Source organism: Streptomyces sp. NPDC029152 (genome assembly GCF_055564355.1).
On the sequence record NZ_JBVHWR010000008.1, the window covers coordinates 350,500 to 370,130 of the forward strand.

The 19,631-nt window shown below is 73.3% G+C and carries 11 protein-coding genes; all 11 read left to right on the forward strand.

The genetic code is table 11. The features are described 5' to 3' along the window. Nucleotides 1-30: 30 nt before the first annotated feature. A complete protein-coding gene (locus ACZ4V6_RS19880) occupies nucleotides 31-261 on the forward strand; it encodes an acyl carrier protein (protein ID WP_467828937.1) in 231 nt (76 codons plus the stop codon). A 3-nt stretch (nucleotides 262-264) separates the two neighbouring features. Beyond that, complete coding sequence (locus ACZ4V6_RS19885) at nucleotides 265-1,662, forward strand: condensation domain-containing protein (protein WP_467828939.1); 1,398 nt, start codon at nucleotides 265-267, stop codon at nucleotides 1,660-1,662. Next, nucleotides 1,659-2,672: a 2,3-diaminopropionate biosynthesis protein SbnA gene (sbnA, locus tag ACZ4V6_RS19890; protein ID WP_467828941.1), complete on the forward strand. Its 1,014-nt coding sequence runs from the start codon at nucleotides 1,659-1,661 to the stop codon at nucleotides 2,670-2,672. Before ACZ4V6_RS19885 ends, sbnA begins: the two co-directional genes overlap by 4 nt. Further along, nucleotides 2,666-3,688, forward strand: a complete 1,023-nt coding sequence (sbnB, locus tag ACZ4V6_RS19895; protein ID WP_467828944.1) for a 2,3-diaminopropionate biosynthesis protein SbnB — start codon at nucleotides 2,666-2,668, stop codon at nucleotides 3,686-3,688. Before sbnA ends, sbnB begins: the two co-directional genes overlap by 7 nt. A gap of 259 nt (nucleotides 3,689-3,947) precedes the next feature. Beyond that, nucleotides 3,948-8,816, forward strand: coding sequence for an amino acid adenylation domain-containing protein (locus ACZ4V6_RS19900; RefSeq protein WP_467828946.1), 4,869 nt, complete (start codon nucleotides 3,948-3,950; stop codon nucleotides 8,814-8,816). A 22-nt stretch (nucleotides 8,817-8,838) separates the two neighbouring features. Beyond that, a complete protein-coding gene (locus tag ACZ4V6_RS19905) occupies nucleotides 8,839-9,756 on the forward strand; it encodes an ornithine carbamoyltransferase (RefSeq protein WP_467828948.1) in 918 nt (305 codons plus the stop codon). Next, on the forward strand, nucleotides 9,753-11,153 hold the full coding sequence (locus ACZ4V6_RS19910) for an MFS transporter (protein ID WP_467828951.1): 1,401 nt from the start codon (nucleotides 9,753-9,755) through the stop codon (nucleotides 11,151-11,153). Before ACZ4V6_RS19905 ends, ACZ4V6_RS19910 begins: the two co-directional genes overlap by 4 nt. After that, the gene (locus ACZ4V6_RS19915; RefSeq protein ID WP_467828954.1) at nucleotides 11,146-11,898 is read left to right on the forward strand and encodes an ABC transporter ATP-binding protein; all 753 of its coding nucleotides are present in this window, start codon (nucleotides 11,146-11,148) and stop codon (nucleotides 11,896-11,898) included. Before ACZ4V6_RS19910 ends, ACZ4V6_RS19915 begins: the two co-directional genes overlap by 8 nt. Further along, nucleotides 11,895-14,384: an ABC transporter permease gene (locus ACZ4V6_RS19920; protein WP_467828957.1), complete on the forward strand. Its 2,490-nt coding sequence runs from the start codon at nucleotides 11,895-11,897 to the stop codon at nucleotides 14,382-14,384. Before ACZ4V6_RS19915 ends, ACZ4V6_RS19920 begins: the two co-directional genes overlap by 4 nt. Nucleotides 14,385-14,612: 228 nt before the next feature. Then, nucleotides 14,613-14,828 carry an MbtH family protein gene (locus tag ACZ4V6_RS19925; RefSeq protein WP_467828959.1) on the forward strand — a complete coding sequence of 72 codons (216 nt, stop codon included), beginning with the start codon at nucleotides 14,613-14,615 and terminating at the stop codon, nucleotides 14,826-14,828. 116 nt (nucleotides 14,829-14,944) lie between these two features. After that, nucleotides 14,945-19,631 (forward strand): amino acid adenylation domain-containing protein (locus ACZ4V6_RS19930; protein ID WP_467828961.1); only part of this gene is annotated, 4,687 nt, incomplete at its 3' end.

Consider the following 19,631-nt stretch of genomic DNA (forward strand, 5'->3'; position numbering starts at 1 on the left):
GAAACGGGAACGACCATGACCAGAGACGAAATGATCGTCGAGATCATCAACCTCACCCTGCGCACCGCCCCCGACCTGGAGGCCGAGGTCACCGCCGACTCCAGCTTCGAGGAGATCGGCATGGACTCCCTGACCCGCATCGACCTGCTGGCAGCCGTGGAAAAAAACTTCGGTCTGTCGGTGCCCGACGAGAAGGTCGGCGACCTGCTGCGGGTCAGTGACGTCGCGGACTTCCTCATGACGCACAAGGCGGGAGTCTGACCCATGGACCACACGGATCCCGGGAACGGGGCGCTGCCCCTCTCGGTGGGCCAGGAGGGACTGTGGCTCCTCCACAGCCTGGCCCCCGACAGCTCCACCTACCACCTCGCGGGGGGTGTCCGCATGGAGCCGGCGCCCGACCCCGAGATCCTGGCGCGGGCGGTCGACGCGGTCACCGAGCGGCACCCCATGCTCCGCTCGGTGTACGCGGACACCGAGGCCGGCCCGCGGCGCCGCGTCCTGCCCCCCGGAGAGACGGGCCGCCTCACGGTCCGTGAGGTGCCCGGCGCCGACGACGAGGAACTGCGCCGGGCGGTGGACGCGGAGGTCGCCGCGCCGTTCCGCCTCACCGACGAGGGCCCGATGCGCGCCATGCTGCTGCGCCGCGGCCCCGACGCCGTGCTGCTCGTCGTCACCCACCACATCGCCACCGACGCCCTCTCCCAGTGGCTGCTCTGGCGCGACCTGCTCACCGCCTACGCCGACCTGGTCGCGGGCAAGGCCCCCCGGCTGGAGCCGCCGGCCACCGACTTCGACCACTTCGTGGCGGCCGAGCGCACCCTGCTCGACTCCTCGCGCGGTGCCCGCCAGGCCGACTACTGGCGGGAGCAGTGCGCCGGCTCCCAGGCCGCCGAACTCCCCACCGACCGGCCTCGCCCGGCCGTCCCGGCGAGCAAGGGCGCGAGCCTGGTGCGCCGACTGCCCGACGCGCTCTCGGAACGGATCCGGCGCAGCGCGGCCGAACAGGAGGTCTCGCAGTTCGCCGTGGCGCTCGGCGCGCTGCAGGCCCTGGTGAACCGGTGGACCGGCATGCGGGACTTCCTCATCGCCTGCCCGGCGTCCGTCCGCCGCTCAGCGGCCCGCGAGGTCGTCGGCTACTACGTCAACCCGGTGCTGGTCCGCGCGGAGATCACCAGGAACGCCACCCTGCGCGAGGTCGTCGCCGGCGCCGCGGACCGGATCCGGCAGGCCACCGCGCGCGCCTCCTACCCCTTCCCGCTGGTCGCGCGGGACGCCGGGGAGGCCGGGCCGCTGTACCGGATCTCCATGACGATGGTCGCCACCGACCGCTTCGACGGCGGCATGGAGGTCGCCGCGGCCGGCGTCCCGATGCGGGTCGGCGACCTCACCGTCACCTACCTGGAGATCTCCCACCTGGAAGGCCAGTGCGACGTGTCGCTGGAGGTCACCCGGGACGCCAACGGCCTGACCATCGCCCTCCGCTACGACACGGAACTCTTCGAACGGCCCACCATGGAGCGGTTGTTCGACCAGTACGTACGGTTCCTCACCGCGGCCGCGGACGACGCGGACCGTCCCGTCGGCCGTGTCCCGCTGACCGACGGCGTCGACAAGCGGGCCCTGCTGGCCCTCGGCGGCCACCCCGGCGCCGTCTCATGACCGCGCCCGTGCTCCACGGCATCCTCGACGGCGTCGGCAACACGCCGCTGGTGGAACTCACCGGTCTGCTGCCCCGGCTCGGCTCCCGCGTCTTCGCCAAGCTGGAGGCGTTCAACCCGGGCGGCAGCGTCAAGGACCGGTCCGCGCTCTCCATGCTGCTGGGCCGCATCCGCGCCGGCGCCCTGGTACCGGGCCGGTCCACCGTGGTGGAGTCCAGCTCCGGGAACCTCGCCATCGGCATGGCGCAGATCTGCCGCTACTTCGACATCGACTTCATCTGCGTCGTCGACCCGAAGACCACCGAGCAGAACCTGGCGATCCTGCGGGCCTACGGCGTCACCGTCGACATGGTCACCGAGGTCGACCCCGAGACGCGGGCCTACCTGCCGACGCGCCTCAAGCGGGTGCGGGAACTGGTCGCGGCCATCCCCGGCGCGTACTGGCCCAACCAGTACGCCAACCCCCGCAACCCGCTGGCTCACGAGCGCACCATGCGGGAGATCGCCGACGCCCTGGACGGCCGCGTCGACTACCTGTTCTGCTCCACCGGCACCGGCGGCACCCTCACCGGCTGCGCCCGCTACATCCGCGAGCACCGGCTGCCCACCACCCTGGTGGGGGTGGACGCGCTGGGCAGCGTGCTGTTCGGCGGGGTGTCCGGCCCGCGGCTGCTGCCCGGGCACGGCGCGGCGGTACGGCCCGCGCTCTTCGACCCGGCGCTGGCCGACGAGGTCGTGCACGTCTCCGACCTGGAGTGCGTGGTGGGCTGCCGTGCGCTCACCGACCGCGAGGCCATCCTCGCGGGCGGCTCCTCCGGCGCGGTCACCGCCGCCCTCGGCAAGTTCGCGGCCCGCATCCCGGCCGGCCGCAACGTGGTCCTGATCTTCCCCGACCGGGGCGACCGGTACCTCGACTCGATCTACTCCGACGACTGGGTGCGCGCCCACTTCGGAGAGGTCTCCCATCTGTGGCAGGAACCCGAACTCTCCCTGGCGGTGAGCACATGCTGATCATCAAACACGGGCAGGTGGCCGGTCTGCTGACCGGACGCGAGAAGGAGATCGTGGACCTCGTCGCCGAGGCCTACGAACGGCACGACGAGGGGCGCACCGTACTGCCGCACTCCGTCTTCCTGCGCTTCCCCGACCGCCCCCGCGACCGCATCATCGGCCTCCCCGGCTACCTCGGCGCGCCCGCCGGGGACGAGTCGCCGGGCGGCGAGGTCGCCGGCATGAAGTGGATCTCGTCCTTCCCGGGCAACCTGGCCACCGGACACGAGCGGGCCAGCGCCGCGATCCTGCTGAACTCGCTGGAGACCGGGCACCCCGAGGCGCTCGTCGAGGGCTCCCTCATCTCCGCCCGGCGCACCGCCGCCTCCGCCGCGCTCGCCTCCCGGCTGCTCCTCGACGGCCGCCGGCCCACCGGTGTCACCCTCATCGGCACCGGCGTCATCAACCGCGAGGTGCTCCGCTTCCTCGCGGTCGTCCACCCCCACCTCGACTCCCTCGCCGTGTACGACACGGATCCGGAGCGGGCCACCCGTTTCACCGCCGACCACGCCCGGCTGCTGCCCGGCGCCCGGGTACGGCACTGCGAGAGCCTCGACGAGGCACTGGCCGCCCACGACCTGGTGTCCTTCGCGACCACCGCCGCCACCCCGTACACCGGGCTCGACGCCTGCCCGCCGGGCACCGTGGTGCTGCACGTCTCCCTGCGGGACCTCACGGTGCCCGCGATCCTCGGCGGCCACAACGTCGTCGACGACCCGGACCACGTGTGCCGCGAACAGACCTCGCCGCACCTGGCGGAACAGCACACCGGGGGACGGGACTTCGTCCACGCGTCCATCGGCGCGCTGCTGCGGGGCACCGCCGCTCCCGTGCCGCGGGACGGCCGGCCCGTGGTGTTCTCCCCGTTCGGTCTCGGCGTGCTGGACCTGGCACTGGCCCGGTTCGTCCGCGACGAGGCGCGCGCCCGGGGCATCGGCACCTCCATCGAGGGCTTCCTGCCCGGCCGTACGCCCTAGGGCCTGTCGTCGGCCGTCCCCTGCCCCGCGACGCCCCGCACGCTCCGCCGCGAGGGCGCCCCACCCGCCGCACCGGGCCCTGAGCCGAGCACTCCCGTACGAGGGCAGGGGTCCGGCGCGCCGGGAGCACGCGTCCGACGCCGCGAGGCCCGGCCTCCGGGCGGACGACGGGAGCGTGACGACAGGGCCCGGGGCCCGCCCAGCCCGAGGGCCACCCCGCACCGCAGACCCGCACCTGATCAACACCTCTGGAGAAGAGATGTCTGTCCCGCTGCACGAACTGATCGCCCGACAAGCCGTCCGTACCCCCCACGCCAACGCGGTCGACGACGCACAGGGGACGATGACGTACGAGCAGCTGGACCGGCACGCCAACCGCGTCGCCCGGCTGCTCCGGGACCGGGGCGTCGGCCCCGAGGAGCGGGTCGCGGTCTGCCTCCCCCGCGTCCGCGAGCTGCCGGCCGTGCTCCTCGGCGTGTGGAAGGCCGGCGCCGCCTACGTACCGCTGGACACCGCCCACCCCGCCGAGCGGACCGCCTGGACGGTCCGCGACAGCGGCGCCCGGCTGATCCTGGCGGTGCGCGGCTCGGCCCCCGAGGACCCGGCCGACCGCGAGGTGCTGTTCCTGGACGACCCGGCCACCGGCCTCGACACCCTGCCGGACACCGACCCCGAGCCGCTCGCCGCCGACCCGGCGGGCGCCGCCTACCTCACCTACACCTCCGGCTCCACGGGCCGGCCCAAGGGCGTGCTGGTGGAGCACGCCGGCATCACCAACCGGGTGTCCTGGACGGTACGGCGCCAGGGCCTCGGCCCGGCCGACCGGATGGTGCAGAAGACGGTGCTCACCTTCGACGCCGCCGCCCTGGAGCTGTTCGCGCCGCTCGTCGCCGGCGGCACCGTGGTGATGGCACCGCAGGGCGCCGAGTCCGACCCGGCCCTGCTGGTGCGCACTCTCGCCGAACAGCGCGTCACCGTCCTGCAGGGCGTCCCGTCGGTGCTGCGCCTGCTCACTGAGGAACCCGGCTGGAACCGGTGCGCCGGGCTGCGGCTGGTGTTCTCCGCCGGCGAGGCCCTCGACGCCGAGCTGTGCCGCCGGCTGAGCGAGCCGACCGGCGCCACGGTGTGGAACACCTACGGCCCCACCGAGTGCTCCGTCGACGTCACCGCCCAGGAGTTCGACCCGGAACTCCACACGGAGGCCGTACCCATCGGCCGGCCCCTCGACGGGCTGCGGGTCTACGTGCTGGACGAGGAACTCGACCCGGTGCCCATCGGCGTCGTCGGCGAGGTGTACGCGGCGGGAACCGGCCTCGCCCGCGGCTACGCGGGCCGCCCGGCGCAGACCGCCGAACGCTTCCTGCCCGACCCGCACAGCGGCGACGGCAGCCGCATGTACCGCACCGGCGACCTGGCCCGCTGGCGCTCCGACGGCAGCCTCGCCTACCTGGGCCGCGTCGACCACCAGGTCAAGGTGAACGGCGTCCGCATCGAACCGGCCGAGGTGGAGGCCGCCCTGCACGCCCACCCCGACGTGCGGTCGGCCGTCGTCGGGGCGTACACCGCGGCCGGGGGCACCCGGCTCGTGGCGCACCTGGTGGCGGGGCGCCGCATCCCCCGCGACGAGCTGCGCAGCTTCCTGCGGCGCCGGCTGCCCGAGCCGATGATCCCCGCCCTTTTCGTGCCCATGGACGCCTTCCCGCTGACCGCCAACGGCAAGGTCGACCGGTCCGCCCTGCCCGACCCGGTGTCCCCGGAGACCGTCACGAGCGGCGACACACCAGCACGGGTGGCCCCCCGCACCCCCGCGGAACGCCTCGTCGCCGACGTGTGGGAGCAGCTCCTGCAGGTGGAGAACGTCGGCGTGCACGACGACTTCTTCGCCCTCGGCGGCTCCTCCCTGGTCCTCACCCGCCTCGCCGTCGCCCTCACCAAGGCCTCCGGTGACGACGTCCAGCTGCGCGGCCTGTTCGGCGCGTCCACCGTGGAGGCCCAGGCCCGCCTCATCGAGGAGTCCCGTCCCGCCGTGCCCGAGGTGGTGCCGGTGGACCGCGGCGCACCGCTGCCGCTCTCCTTCGGCCAGCACCGCCTCTGGTTCCTGGACCGCATGCACCCCGGCAGTCCCGAATGGGTGGCTCCGCTCTTCCTGCGGCTGCCCGTCGGCACCACCGAGAGCACGGTCCGCGGCGCCCTGAACACCCTGGAGCAGCGCCACGAGGCCCTGCGCACCCGCTACGTCCTCCAGGGCGAGGAGCCCCGCCAGGTCGTCGTCGACGCGCAGCCCGTCGAACTCCGGGTGGAGGACGCCGGGGAGACCGACCTGGAGCGGCTCTTCGGCGAGCAGTTCCGCCGCGGCTTCGACCTGGCGGACGGCCCGCTGTGGCGGGCCCTGCTGGTACGGGTCCCGCTCGGCGGCCCCGTCCTCCTGGTCACCGTCCACCACATCGCCAGCGACGGCTGGTCCACGGTCGTCCTCGAGCGCGAGCTGCGTGAACTGTGCGCTGCGGCCGACGAGGACCGGGCCCCGGTCCTGCCCGCCCCCGCCGTCCAGTACGCCGACTACGCCGCCTGGCAGGCGGCCCGCTCCGACGACGCCGTCCTGGACCGAGAACTCGACTACTGGAAGGCCGCCCTGCGCGGCATGCCCGAGCTCCAGCTGCACACGGACCGGCCCCGCCCCGCCCGCCGCGACGGGCACGGACAGGGCGTGCGGTTCTCCGTCCCGGCCGGCCTCGCCGACGCCCTCAGCGGCATCGGCCGTCAGCACGGGGCCACCCCGTACGCCGCCCTCCTCGCCGCGTTCGCCGCGCTGCTCTCCCGCTACAGCGGGCAGGAGGACTTCGGCGTCGGCAGCCCCGTGACCGGCCGGCTGCGCCCGGAGACGCAGGACACCGTGGGCTTCTTCCTCAACTCCCTCGTCCTGCGCTGCGACCTGGCCGGGGACCCCACCTTCGCGACGCTGCTCGACCGGACCAAGGACACCGTGCTCTCCGGCTTCGCCCACCAGGAGCTGCCCTTCGAGCGGCTGGTGGACGAACTGCAGCCGGTCCGCGACCTCTCCCGGACCCCGCTCTACCAGGTGGCCTTCGACCTCCAGGACGAGGGCGCCACCACGGTGGCCGCCGACGGTGTCCTCATGGACGCCTTCCAGGGAGCCTGGCAGGTCGCCAAGACCGACCTCACCCTGTTCGTCTGGCGGCACGCCGACGGGTCCCTCACCGGCGCCTTCGAGTACGCCACCTCGCTCTTCGAGCACGCCACCGTGGAGCGCATGGCCGACCACTTCGTCCGCCTCGTGCAGGCCGTCGTCGAGGCCCCCGACACCCCGCTCTCCGCCATCGACCTCACCACCGTCCACGAACACCGCCTGCTCCGCCTGTGGAACGACTCGGCGGTGGCGGTGCCGGAGGTTTCGGTGCCGGCGCTGGTCGCGCGGCAGGTGGCGGGGCGGCCGGATGCGGTGGCGGTCGCGTCGGGTGGTGTGGTGTTGTCGTTCGCGGAGTTGGATGTGCGGGCGAATCGTCTGGCGCATGCGTTGCGTGGGGCGGGTGTGGGTGCCGAGTCGTCGGTGGCGGTGTTGCTGGATCGTTCGGTGGATCTGGTGGTGGCGTTGCTGGCGGTGTGGCGTGCGGGTGCGGGGTATGTGCCGATGGATCCGGTGCTGCCGTCCGGTCGGGTCGCGGGGATGGTCGCGGATGCCGGTGTGACGGTGGCGGTCACTTCCGCCGCGTATGCGGACCGGTTCGCGGTGCCGGTGGTGCGGGCGGACGATCCGGCGCTGTCGGGGTTCCCGGATTCGTCGCCCGCTGGGGAAGTGGACCTGGACGGTGTGGCGTACACGGTGTTCACGTCGGGTTCGACGGGGCGGCCGAAGGGTGTGCAGGTCTCGCATCGCAGTCTGGTCAATCATGTGGACTGGGCGGTGCGGGAGCTGGTGTCGGCCGGGTCGGGTGGTGCGCCGGTGTTCTCGTCGGTGGCGTTCGACCTGGTGGTGCCGAACGTGTGGGCGCCGCTGGCGGCCGGGCAGCGCACCTGGCTGTACGACGGCGAACTGACCGATCTGGGGGAGGCGTTGACGGAGGCCCGTCCGTTCTCCTTCATGAAGATGACGCCGGGGCATCTGGAGGTGCTGTCGGGTCAGCTCTCGGACGACGAGATCGCGGCGTTGGCGGGCCGGGTGGTGGTGGCCGGTGAGGCGCTGCCGGGTGCGTTGGTGGAGCGCTGGCGCCGGGTCATGGGTGACGGGGCGGTCCTCAACGAGTACGGGCCGACCGAGGCCACGGTGGGTACGTGTGTGTTCCCGCTGGTGGAAGCCGTGGACGGGGTGGTGCCGATCGGGCGTCCGCTGCCGAACATGACCATGCGTGTGCTGGACGGTGGTCTCCGGCCGGTGCCGGTGGGTGCGGTGGGTGAACTGTTCGTCGGCGGCGCCGGGGTGGCCCGCGGCTACGTGGGCGACCCCGGCCGCACCGCGGACAGGTTCGTGCCGGATCCGTACGGGCCGGCGGGCAGCCGGATGTATCGCACGGGGGATCTGGCGCGGTGGCGGTCGGACGGTGCGGTGGAGTTCCTGGGCCGGATCGACGATCAGGTCAAGGTCCGGGGTTACCGCATCGAGCTGGGTGAGGTGCGGGCCGCGCTGCTCGCCCGGCCGGAGGTGGCGGACGCGGCGGTGGTCGTCTCGCAGGACCAGCGGCTGGTCGCCTACGTCGTCGGCGAGGTCCCGGATCTGGCCGACGTGCTGCCGGAGTACATGCTCCCCTCCCTCTACGTGCGGCTGGACGCGCTGCCGCTGACCGCCAACGGCAAGCTCGACCGCCGTGCCCTGCCCGACCCCGAGCAGACCGCCACCGACTCCTACATCGCCCCGCGCACCCCCACCGAGGAACGCATCGCCGGGATCTGGAGCGACCTGCTCGGCAAGGACGCCAGCGCGCACGACAGCTTCTTCGAGATCGGCGGGCACTCCATCCTCGCGGTGCGCCTCGTCTCGCGGCTGCAGCAGGACTTCGACCTCGACCTGCCGATGCGGGTCGTCTTCGAGCGGCCCACCATCGCACAGCTGGCCGTGGAGATCGAGGACCGCGTCCGGGCCGAGATCGACGCGCAGCTCGCCGAATCCTCCTGACCAACGAGTGAAGGACGTCCGCATGCGCCACCTCATCTCACTGACCGATCTGACCGACGACGATCTGCACGCGCTGGTCGCCCGCGGGGCGGAGTTCGCCGCGGGGGCGGTCGCCAAGCCGCTGCGGGACGAGGTGGTCGGCGTCTACTTCCGCCGCACCTCGACCCGTACCCGTACCGCCTTCACCAGCGGGGCGCTGCGGCTCGGCGCGCAGACGGTGACCTTCGGCCCCGGCGACCTCCAGCTGAACACGGGGGAGACCACCGAGGACACCGGCCGGGTGCTGTCCGGCATGCTGGACCTGCTGGTGGCCAGGACCGCGGACGCCACGGACGAAATGCGCTCCTGGGCGGCGGCCGGGCCGATGTCCGTGGTGAACGCGATGAGCGCGGAGGAGCACCCGACGCAGGGGCTCACCGACCTCACCACCCTGTACTGCCACTTCGGCCGGGTCGAGGGCCTGCGGGTGCTGTACGTGGGCGAGGGCAACAACAGTGCCGCGGCGCTGGCCCTGGCCCTCACCCGCTACCCGGGCACCGAGCTGGAGCTGCGCACGCCGCCCGGGTACGGTCTCGCCCCCGACATCCTCGCGACCGCCGGCGAGCAGGCGGCGCGCAGCGGGGCGAAGGTGTCCGAGCAGCACGACATGGCGGGCCTGCCCGACGGGTTCGACGTCGTGTACACCACCCGCTGGCAGACCACCGGCACCAGCAAGCCGACCGCGGACTGGCGCACGGTGTTCGCCCCGTTCCAGGTGACCGGCGCCCTGTGGGAGACCAGCCCGGACGCGGTGTTCCTGCACGACCTGCCCGCGCACCGGGGCGAGGAGGTCACCGCGGACGTCCTGGACGGTCCGGCCGGCCTGGCGTTCACCCAGGCCACGCACAAGCTGCACAGCGCGATGGCGGTCCTCGAATGGTGCCGGGCCGTCCACTCATGATCCGAAAGCGCAGAGCCCGTCCCGACGGCGAGGGCGGGCACAGGCTGCCGTCGCTGCGCAGTTACCGCGACTTCCGGCTGCTGTGGACCGGCTCGGCGATGTCGGTGATGGCCGAGCGCTGCTCCGGGATGGCCTTCACGCTGCTGGTGCTCTGGCACACCAGGTCGGAGAGCGCCGCGGGCATCGTGGGGTTCGCGGGGCTGCTGCCCGCGCTGCTCGTGCAGCTGCCCGCGGGCGTCCTGGTGGACCGGATGAACCGGCGGCGCGTCATGATGACGTGCGTCGTGGTCCGGATGATCGCCGTGGCGACGGTCGCCGTCTCCCTGCTGGGGGACCAGGTGTGGGTGTGGCACATCGCCCTGGTGGCGTTCGTGCAGAGCAGCATGACCGTCTTCTACCAGCTGTCGGAACGGGCCATGGTGCGCAACGTGGTGCCCTCGCAGCAGCTGGGCGCGGCGATGGCCACCAACGAGGCCCGCTCCCGCGGCGTCAACTTCGTCGGCCATCCGGCCAGCGGGGCGATGTTCGGCCTGTCGGCGTGGGTGCCGTTCCTGACCAGCGTGACGCTCTACCTGGGGTCGCTGATCACCCTGGTGCGGCTGCGGGGCGAGCGGCAGCCGCCGCGCCGGCCGCGCGCCGGACGCCCCATGCGGTCCGAGATCGCGGCCGGGTTCGCCTGGGTGTGGGGACGGGCCTACTTCAGGACGGCACTGCTGATCATCTCGGCCAGCAACCTGGTCTTCCAGGGGCTCATCCTGACCGTCGCCGTGGTGATCAGGGAGGACGGGGGCGCCGCCGGAACCATCGGTCTGATCATGGCGGCGGGCGGCATGGGCGGCCTGTGCGGGGCGCTGTCCGGCGGCCGGCTGAACCGGCGGCTGCCGATGCGGCAGATCATGATCCTCGCGCACACCGCCTGGGCCGTGGTGATGCCCACAGCGGTGTTTTTCCGGCAACCCTTGGCACTTGGGGTGCTTTTCTACATAACGTCGTTTATAGGAGCCACTGTTACGGTCTCCGGCATGTCTTACCAGGTGCGCATCACCCCCAACGACATGCAGGGGCGGGTCGGCAGTGTCGTCATGCTCCTGGTGTCCGGGGCGAGTTCGCTCGGCGCGCTCGGTACCGGATACCTGCTGGAGGCGGTCGGCAGCCGCGTCGCCCTGACGGTGCTGTCGGCGGTGATGGCGGTGCTGGCCCTGGTCGCGGCCGTCGTCTTCAGCAGGGACGGAGCGGCCCGGGAGGACCGCGCAGACAGCATCGAACCTCCCGACGCGGAGCACACACCTCCGGCACCGGCAGCGCTGCCGGCCCCGGACGTGCCCGCGCCGGCCTCCGTCGTGGACGGGACGCCGGCCGATCCCCTCACCCACGAAGCGCGGAGAACCGATGGATGACGCAGTGCGGCTGGAGTCGCTCACCAAGACGTACGGGTCCGGTGACAGCGCGGTGAGCGCCTTGCGGGAGACCAGCCTGTCCTTCCCACGAGGCAGCTTCACCGCGATCATGGGGCCCTCGGGCTCCGGCAAGTCGACCCTGCTGCAGTGCGCGGCCGGGCTGGACCGGCCCACGTCGGGCCGGGTCTTCATCGACGGGCAGGACACGTCCGGCCTGAACGAGACCCGGCTCACCGAACTGCGCCGCGCCTCCACCGGGTTCATCTTCCAGTCGTTCAACCTGCTGCCGTCGCTGACCGCCGAGCAGAACGTGGCCCTGCCGATGCGGCTCGCGGGCCGCAAGCCGCAGCGCGGCGCCGTGCGGCAGGCGCTCGCCCAGGTCGGCCTGGACAAGAAGGCCGGCAGCAGGCCGAGCCAGCTGTCCGGCGGACAGCAGCAGCGGGTTGCCATCGCCCGTGCCCTGGTCGCCCGGCCCGCCGTCCTCTTCGCGGACGAGCCGACCGGCGCCCTCGACATGGCGACCGGACGCGAACTCCTCGCCACGCTGAGGGCACTGGCCGGACGGGGCGACGGCACCGACGGCCGGGTGACCACCACCATCGTCATGGTCACGCACGACCCGAACGTCGCCGCCTACGCGGACCGGGTGCTCTTCCTCGCCGACGGCAGCCTCGTCGGAGAGCTCCTCCAGCCGACCGCCGAGGACATCGCCGCCCGCATGACGCACCTGGCGGTGTCCTCGTGATCAGGGTGGCCTTCCAGACCCTGCGGGCCCGCTGGGTGTCGTTCCTCGGCACCCTCGTCGCGCTGGTCCTCGGCGTGGCGCAGGTCGCGGCCATGGGGCTGCTGGTGACGACCGCGTTCGACCTGCCCGACCGGCCGGTGGAGCGCTTCGCCGGCGCGTCCGCCGTGGTGCGCCCGCCGTCGGACGGCTGGGACTCGGCCCATCACGACCTGGGCGTCCGTTCCCCCCAGGCGGCCCGCGGGCTGAGCACCGAACTGCGCGACCAGGTCGCCGCGACCGGCCCGACCGTCGTGGACCGCGCCTTCTACGCACAGTTGCGCGGCGGTCCCGAGGACCAGGTCGGACACCCGTGGGCGGTGGCGCGTTTCGGCGGCTACCGCCTGACCGACGGCGTCGCCCCCGCCGGGGACGGCCAGATCGTCGTCCCCTCCGACCAGGCCCGCACCGGTGAACGGGTGACCGTGCTGACCGCGTCCACCGTGCGGGCGTACACCGTCAGCGGCACCGTCGCCCCCGTCGACTACGAGGACGCCGTCTTCTTCTCCGAGGCGGAGGCCGCCCGGCTGTCCCCCCGGATCGACTCCCTCGTGGCGCTCGGCCCGGCGGAAGCGGTCCGGGCCGCCGTCGGCGACCGGGCCGACGTCCTCACCGGCCAGGACCGGCACGAGGCCGACGCCAGCGAGGCCGAGGACCGGGAGACCCTGGACAACACGATCACCCTGGTGCCGGTGATGGCGAGTGTCGCCGGGACCACCGCCGTCTTCGTGGTGGCGTCCACCTTCGCCTTCGCGGTCGTCCAGCGCCGCCGGGAGGTCGCCCTGCTGCGCGCGGTCGGCGCCACGCCCCGGCAGGTGCGCAAGATGGTCCGCAACGAGGCCCTCCTGGTGGGGGGCCTCGCCGCCGCCGCAGGCACCGTCCTCGGCCTGTTCGGGGCACAGCTCCTCGCGGACATGCTGATCTCCCTGGGGGTGTCGCCGGACTGGTTCACCGTCACCCCCTCCCTGCACTGGACGGTGCTGGTGCCGCTCGCCGCCGCCTTCCTGGTGGGGCTGCTGGTGTCGGTGGGCGGTGCGGCCGCCGCCGCCCGCCGGGCCGGTTCCATCCAGCCCGTCGAGGCGCTGCGGGAAGCCGCCGTGGACGACACGGGCGTCACCCGGGGCCGCGCCCTGCTCGGCGCAGCCGCCCTGCTCGGGGGCGTCGGCTGGACCGCGTGGATCGCCACCGGATCCCCGGTGACGGTGCTCTCGCCGACGGTGTACGTGGTCTCGCTGATGGTGCCGGTCCTGGCGGCCGCGGTCCTCGCGCCGCTGGCCGTGGGCCCGCTGACCCGGCTGCTGATGTGGCCCTGGCGCCACGCCACCGGCCCCACCGCCATGCTGGTCCGGGAGAGCGCCCTGACCGCCCGCCGCCGTACCGCGGCCACCGCCGCACCGGTACTGCTCACCGTCGGTCTGGCCTTCTCGCTGCTCGCCGCCACCGACTCCCTGGGCGCGGCCCGCGACAGCGGTCTGCAGAACCGGGTCGTCTCCCAGTACGCCCTGGCCCCCGACGACACACCCGGCATCAGCACCGAGGTGATCGACCGGGTGGCCGAGGTGCCCGGCGTGAAGATCGCCGCGCCGCTGCTCACCACGGTCTACTGGAAGGACGAGGACCGCTACGACGAGAACGACGGCCTGGTCGTCGACCCCGAGGCGCTGAAGCGGACCATGGACCTGAAGGTCGTCGAGGGCTCCCTGGACGACCTCGACGAGAACAGCATGGCCGTCGCCGACCTGTGGCACATGGACCTCGGCTCCACGCAGACCGTGCTGATGGCCGACGGCAGCACGGCACGCCTGAAGGTGGCCGCCGTGTACGAGGCGCTGCGCGGCGAGGACGTGGCCTACCTGCCGCCGCGGTTCGCCGGCACCGCGCTGTTCGCGCGCGACGGCCTGGCCCGCCGCGCGTACATCACCCTGGACGAGGGCACCGACCGGGAGGCGGCCACCGCCGCCGTCCGCAAGGCGGTCGCCGGCAGCGGCGCCACCTTCATGACGCGGGACGAACTGGTCGCCTCCGAGTCCGCCTACGCCCGGCACCTGACCGAGGTCCGGCAACGCTCCACCGCGGTGATCATCATGCTGTTCTGCTTCATCGCCATCCTCAACACCCTGCTGATGGCGACCGCGGACCGCCGGCGCGACCTGGCCGTACTGCGGACCGCGGGTGCCACCCCCCGGCAGGTGCTGCGGTTCTTCGTCGCCGAGTCGCTGCTCGTGTCCGCGCTCGGTGTGGTGCTGGCGCTGGCCGCCACCGCCGTCAACCTGGCCGGACTGTGGGGAGCGCTGCTCCAGCTCTTCGGCACCACCCCGATCGTCGTGCCGTACGCGGTGGTCGCCGGCGTGGCGGTGGTCTCCACCCTGCTCGCACTCCTCGGCACGGTCCTGCCGGTCGGCGCGGCACTGCGGGCCCGTGCCGTGCAGCTGGTCGGAGCCCGCGAGTAGGACGCACCGGGTACGACCCCGCCCCGCCCCCGGACCCACGCGGCCCGGTCCCGATCCCCCTCGGGACCGGGCCGCGTGCCGTCTCCGGGGTGCCGGCGTGCAACGGACGGCAAGCCGGGCGAGGGCGGCGCGCAAGGCCCGCAGGGCCCATAAGAGAGCCGGTAAGAGCCCCGGTATAGGTCGCCGTCGGACGCTGGGCGCGCATCCGACCACCGAAGGGACACCGTCATGGCTGACGAGCAGACCGACCACCGCACCTACCGGGTCGTCCTGAACGACGAGGAGCAGTACTCGATCTGGGACGCCGACCGGGAACTCCCGGCCGGCTGGCACGCCGAGGGCACCGAGGGCTCGCGGCAGGACTGCCTCCAGCGGATCGAAGAGGTCTGGACGGACCTGCGGCCGGCGAGCCTGCGCCGCCGCATGGAGCAGTCCGGCGTCTGACCGGGCCGCACGGCCCGCGCGCCGACGGCGGCGGCACCACACCGCACATCACCAGCACCAAGCAGGCACCACACGAGATACGTCGTACGGAACGAAGGTCGGGAGGGGCGCTCAGCATGACTACGGGCGAAGTCCGCACGGGTGGACAGGTCGACAACAGCGGATCGGTCGGCGGCAGCGGAACGGTCGACAGCAGGCGCGAGGAACTGGTGCGAGCCAGACTCGCCGGGGGGCGCGGCGGCCGGCGGGCCGCCGTCACCCCGGTCGACCGCGACGGGCGGCTGGCCCTCTCCCACGGGCAGCAGCAGATGTGGTTCCTCAGCAGGCTCGACCCGGACAGCTGGGAGTACAGCGTCCCCGTGGCGCTCCGGCTGCGCGGGCGGATCTCCGCCGGCCTGCTGCGCCGCGGCTTCGAGGAGCTGGTGGCCCGCCACGAGATCCTGCGCACCCGCTACCGGCTCGACGGCACCGAGCCGGTCCAGCTGATCGACCCTCCCGGCCCCTTCGACCTGCCCGTCGACGACCTCACCGGCAGCGGCACCGCCGCCGAGCGACAGGAGCGGGCCCGCGAGCTGGCCGAGGCCGAGCCGGGCCGCCCCTTCGACCTGGGCGACGGAGCCCCGCTGCGGGCGCGGCTGATCCGCGTCGAGGAGGACGACCACCTGCTGGTCGTGGTCTTCCACCACGTGGCCTGCGACGAGTGGTCCGTCGGCCTGTTCCTCGGCGAACTGGCCTCCCTCTACGAGGCGTTCGGCCGCGACAAGCCCTCACCGCTGGCACCGCTCCCGGTCCAGTACGCCGACTACGCGGCCTGGCAGCGCCGCCGTCTCGACTCCGGAGAACTCGACCGGCAGCTCGACCACTGGCGCGAACGCCTCGCCGGTCTCACCCCGCTGGAGGTGCCCACCGACCGGCGGCGCCCCTCCACCCGCTCCTACGCCGGAGACGCCGTCCCCGTCCACCTGCCCGCGCCGCTCGCCGGCCGGCTGCGCGACCTGGGCGCCGCGCACGGCGCGACCCTCTTCCACACCCTCCTCGCCGGCTACCAGGGCCTGCTCTCCCGCTACACCGGCCGCGACGACATCGCCGTGGGCACCGTGGTCTCCGGCCGCAACCGGCCCGAACTGGAAGGGCTCATCGGCTACGGCATCAACACCCTGGTCCTGCGCGGCCGGTGGCAGGGCGACCCCACCTTCCGGCAGCTCCTCGTCGGCGCCCGGGAGACCGTCCTGGACGCCTTCGACCACCAGGAGTTCCCCTTCGCCCGCCTCGTGGACGAACTGGCCCCGGTGCGGGACATGTCCCGCACCCCGCTGTGCCAGGTGGCCTTCACCATGCACCGCGAACGCACCACCGGCTTCTCCCTGCCCGGCGTCGACACCGAGTCCCTGACCGCCACCTCCCGGGTCTCCCGCTTCGACCTCACCCTCCAGCTGCGGGAGACCGACGACGGTTCCGTCACCGGCACCCTGGAGTACAGCACCGCCCTCTACGACCGGACCACCGTCGAGCGCATGGCCCGGCACCTGACACGGCTCCTGGCCTCCGCCTCCGCCGACCCCGACCGCCGTCTGTCCCGGCTGGACATGCTGGACGAGACCGACCTCGCCGTCCTGCTGCCCGAGGTCCACACCTTCGACGCGCCCACCCGCTGCGTCCACCAGCTCGTCGAGGAACGCGCCGCCGCCACCCCCGACGCCGTCGCCGTCGTCTGCGGCACCGAACGCCTCACCTACGCCGAACTGAACACCCGCGCCAACCGCCTCGCCCACCACCTGCAAACCCTCGGCGCCGGCCCCGGCCGCCTCGTCGGTGTCGGTCTCGACCGCGGCCCGCACCTGGTGCCCGCCCTGCTCGGCGTCCTCAAGTCCGGCGCCGGCTACCTGCCCCTGGACCCCGAGCACCCCACCGACCGCATCGCCTACACCCTCCGGGACGCGGGCGCCGACCTCGTCGTCACCTCCACCGGCCACGCCGCCCACCTGCGCGACGCCGCCGAGGGCCGCCTCGTCGTCCTCGACGACCCGGACGAGGCCGCCGCGCTGGCCGCCGCACCCGGCCACGACCCGGACTCCGGGGTCACCCCGGACGACCTGATCTACACGATCTACACCTCCGGCTCCACCGGCCGCCCCAAGGGCGTCGGCCTCAGCCACACCAACGTGCTGCGCCTCTTCACCGCCACCGAGGAACACTTCGGCTTCGACGCGGACGACGTGTGGACCCTCTTCCACTCGTACGCCTTCGACATGTCGGTGTGGGAGATCTGGGGCGCCCTCACCCACGGTGCCCGGCTCGTCGTCGTACCGCCGGACGTCTCCCGCTCCCCGGAGGACTTCCTGCGCCTCCTCGCCGACGAGCGGGTCACCGTCCTCAACCAGACCCCGTCCGCCTTCCGCGGCCTGGTCGCCCTGGCCGCCGACGGAAACCCCCTGATCGACGAACTCGCCGTGCGCGTCGTCTCGTTCGGCGGCGAGCGGCTCGACATCCCCGCGCTGCGGCCCTGGGTGGAGCGCCGCGGCCTCGACGTCACCGTCCTCGCCAACCTGTACGGCATCACCGAGACCTGCGTGCACACCACGTTCCACCGCGTCACCGAGGCCGACCTGGCCGCCGAGACCGGCAACCCGGTCGGCGTGCCGCTGAGCGACCTCCAGGTCCACCTGCTCGGCCCGCACGGCGAACTCGTGCCCGTCGGCGTGCCCGGCGAGATCCACGTCGGCGGCCCCGGCGTCGCCCTCATGTACCTGGGCCGGCCCGCCCTCACCGCCGAGCGCTTCGTACCCGATCCCCACGGCACGCCCGGCACCCGCCTCTACCGCAGCGGCGACCTCGCCTCCCGCCGGCCCGACGGCAGCCTGGACTACCTGGGCCGCATCGACCACCAGGTCAAGATCCGCGGCCACCGCATCGAACTCGGCGAGATCAAGGCCGCGCTCACCACGCACCCGAGGGTCCGGGACGCCGTCGTCGTCGCCCGCGAGGACACCCCCGGCGACCGCCGTCTCATCGCCTACGTCGTGCCCACCGGCGACGCCGTCGCCGCCCCCAGCGAACTGCGCGCCCTGCTCGCCCGCAGCCTCCCCGACTACATGATCCCGGCCGCGTTCCTCGTCGTCGGCCGCATCCCGCTCACCGTCAACGGCAAGCTCGACCAGGCCGCCCTCCCGGCCCCCGACCGCGGCGCCCTCGGCGTCGACGCCGTGCACGTCGCGCCCCGCACGCCCGCCGAGGAGGAGATGGTCGCCGTCTGGCGCGAGGTCCTCGGTGTGGAGACCGTCGGCGTCGAGGACAACTTCTTCGACCTGGGCGGCGACTCACTGCGCGCCGTCGCCCTCGTCGGCGCCCTTCGCGGCAGCGAGTACGACGTCACCGTCCGCGACGTCTTCGAGCACCGTACGCCCGCCGAACTCGTCGCCTTCGTCACCGGCCGGCCCGCCCCCGCCGCCCCCCGGCCGCCCGTCGCCCCCTTCGCTCTGATCGGCGACGAGGACCGGAACCGGCTGCCGGACGGCCTGGTGGACGCCTATCCGCTGGCGCAGGTGCAGCTCGGCATGGTCGTCGAGATGCTCGCCGACGACGGCCGCAACCACTACCACAACTCCACCTGCTTCCGGATCCTCGACGACCGGCCCCTCGACCCCGAGGTCCTCCAGCGGACCGTCGACACCGTCCTGGCCCGGCACGAGATCCTCCGCTCCTCCTTCGCCGTCGAGGGCTACTCCGTCCCCCTCCAACTGGTCCACCCCGCCGCCGACGTGACCTCACCCGTCGCAGCGCGGGACCTCACCGGACTGGACGCCGACGCCGTCGAGCGGTCGCTGCGCGCCTACATGGCCGAGGAGCGCACCCGCCTCTTCGACCTGACCCGCGCCCCGCTGATCCGCTTCACCGGCCACGCCTGCGACGACGGCTCCTGGTGGCTGACCCTCACCGAATGCCACGCCGTCCTCGAAGGATGGAGCCACCACTCCCTCCTGATGGAGCTCGTCACCACCTACCACGCCCTGCGCGGCGGCGAGCCCCTCCCGGACCCGGACACCCCCGACGTCCGGTACGCGGACTTCGTCGCCGCCGAACTGGAGTCCCTCGCCTCCGACGAGGACCGTGCCTACTGGCGGGGCATCCTCGACGGTCACACGCCCTTCGAGATCCCCTCCGGCCTCGGCGACGACCCCGCCACCACACCCCGCGGCCTCAACCGCTCCTGGGTGCCCTACCACGACCTCGAGGCCGGCCTGCGCACCCTCGCCAGCCAGGCCAAGGTGCCCATCAAGAGCGTGCTGCACGCCGCGCACCTGAAGGTGATGAGCCAGCTGACCCCCGAAGAGGCCTTCTTCACCGGCCTCGTCACCAACGCCCGCCCCGAGGCGGCCGGCGCGGAACGGGTCTACGGGGTCTACCTCAACCCGCTGCCGTTCGCGCACCGGCGCGGCGCCCGTACCTGGCGCGAACTGGTACGCCAGGTCTTCGACCAGGAGATCGAGGTCTGGCCGCACCGCCGCTTCCCCCTCGGCGTCATGCAGCGCGAGCTCGCCGGCACCGAACGCCTCGTCAACGTCCGCTTCAGTTACCAGAACTTCCGGCAGGTCGACCAGGACCTCGTCGACTACCCGGCCACGATCGACGACAGCCCCACGGAGTTCCCGCTCGGGGTCTCCACCCGGGCCGGCTTCATGGTGATCACCGCCCAACGGCACTACTTCGACCGTGCCGCGGTGGACCGGTTGGCGGCGATGTACCGGGCGGTCCTGGAGTCGATGGCCGCGGATGTGGACGGTGACGCGCGGGAGGCCTTCCTGC

Coding starts and splice junctions, on each gene's coding strand:
- ACZ4V6_RS19885 (WP_467828939.1), top strand. CDS start 265: ATGGACCACACGGATCCCGGGAACGGGGCGCTGCCCCTCTCGGTGGGC.
- ACZ4V6_RS19880 (WP_467828937.1), top strand. CDS start 31: ATGATCGTCGAGATCATCAACCTCACCCTGCGCACCGCCCCCGACCTG.
- ACZ4V6_RS19910 (WP_467828951.1), top strand. CDS start 9,753: ATGATCCGAAAGCGCAGAGCCCGTCCCGACGGCGAGGGCGGGCACAGG.
- sbnB (WP_467828944.1), top strand. CDS start 2,666: ATGCTGATCATCAAACACGGGCAGGTGGCCGGTCTGCTGACCGGACGC.
- ACZ4V6_RS19900 (WP_467828946.1), top strand. CDS start 3,948: ATGTCTGTCCCGCTGCACGAACTGATCGCCCGACAAGCCGTCCGTACC.
- ACZ4V6_RS19915 (WP_467828954.1), top strand. CDS start 11,146: ATGGATGACGCAGTGCGGCTGGAGTCGCTCACCAAGACGTACGGGTCC.
- ACZ4V6_RS19925 (WP_467828959.1), top strand. CDS start 14,613: ATGGCTGACGAGCAGACCGACCACCGCACCTACCGGGTCGTCCTGAAC.
- ACZ4V6_RS19905 (WP_467828948.1), top strand. CDS start 8,839: ATGCGCCACCTCATCTCACTGACCGATCTGACCGACGACGATCTGCAC.
- sbnA (WP_467828941.1), top strand. CDS start 1,659: ATGACCGCGCCCGTGCTCCACGGCATCCTCGACGGCGTCGGCAACACG.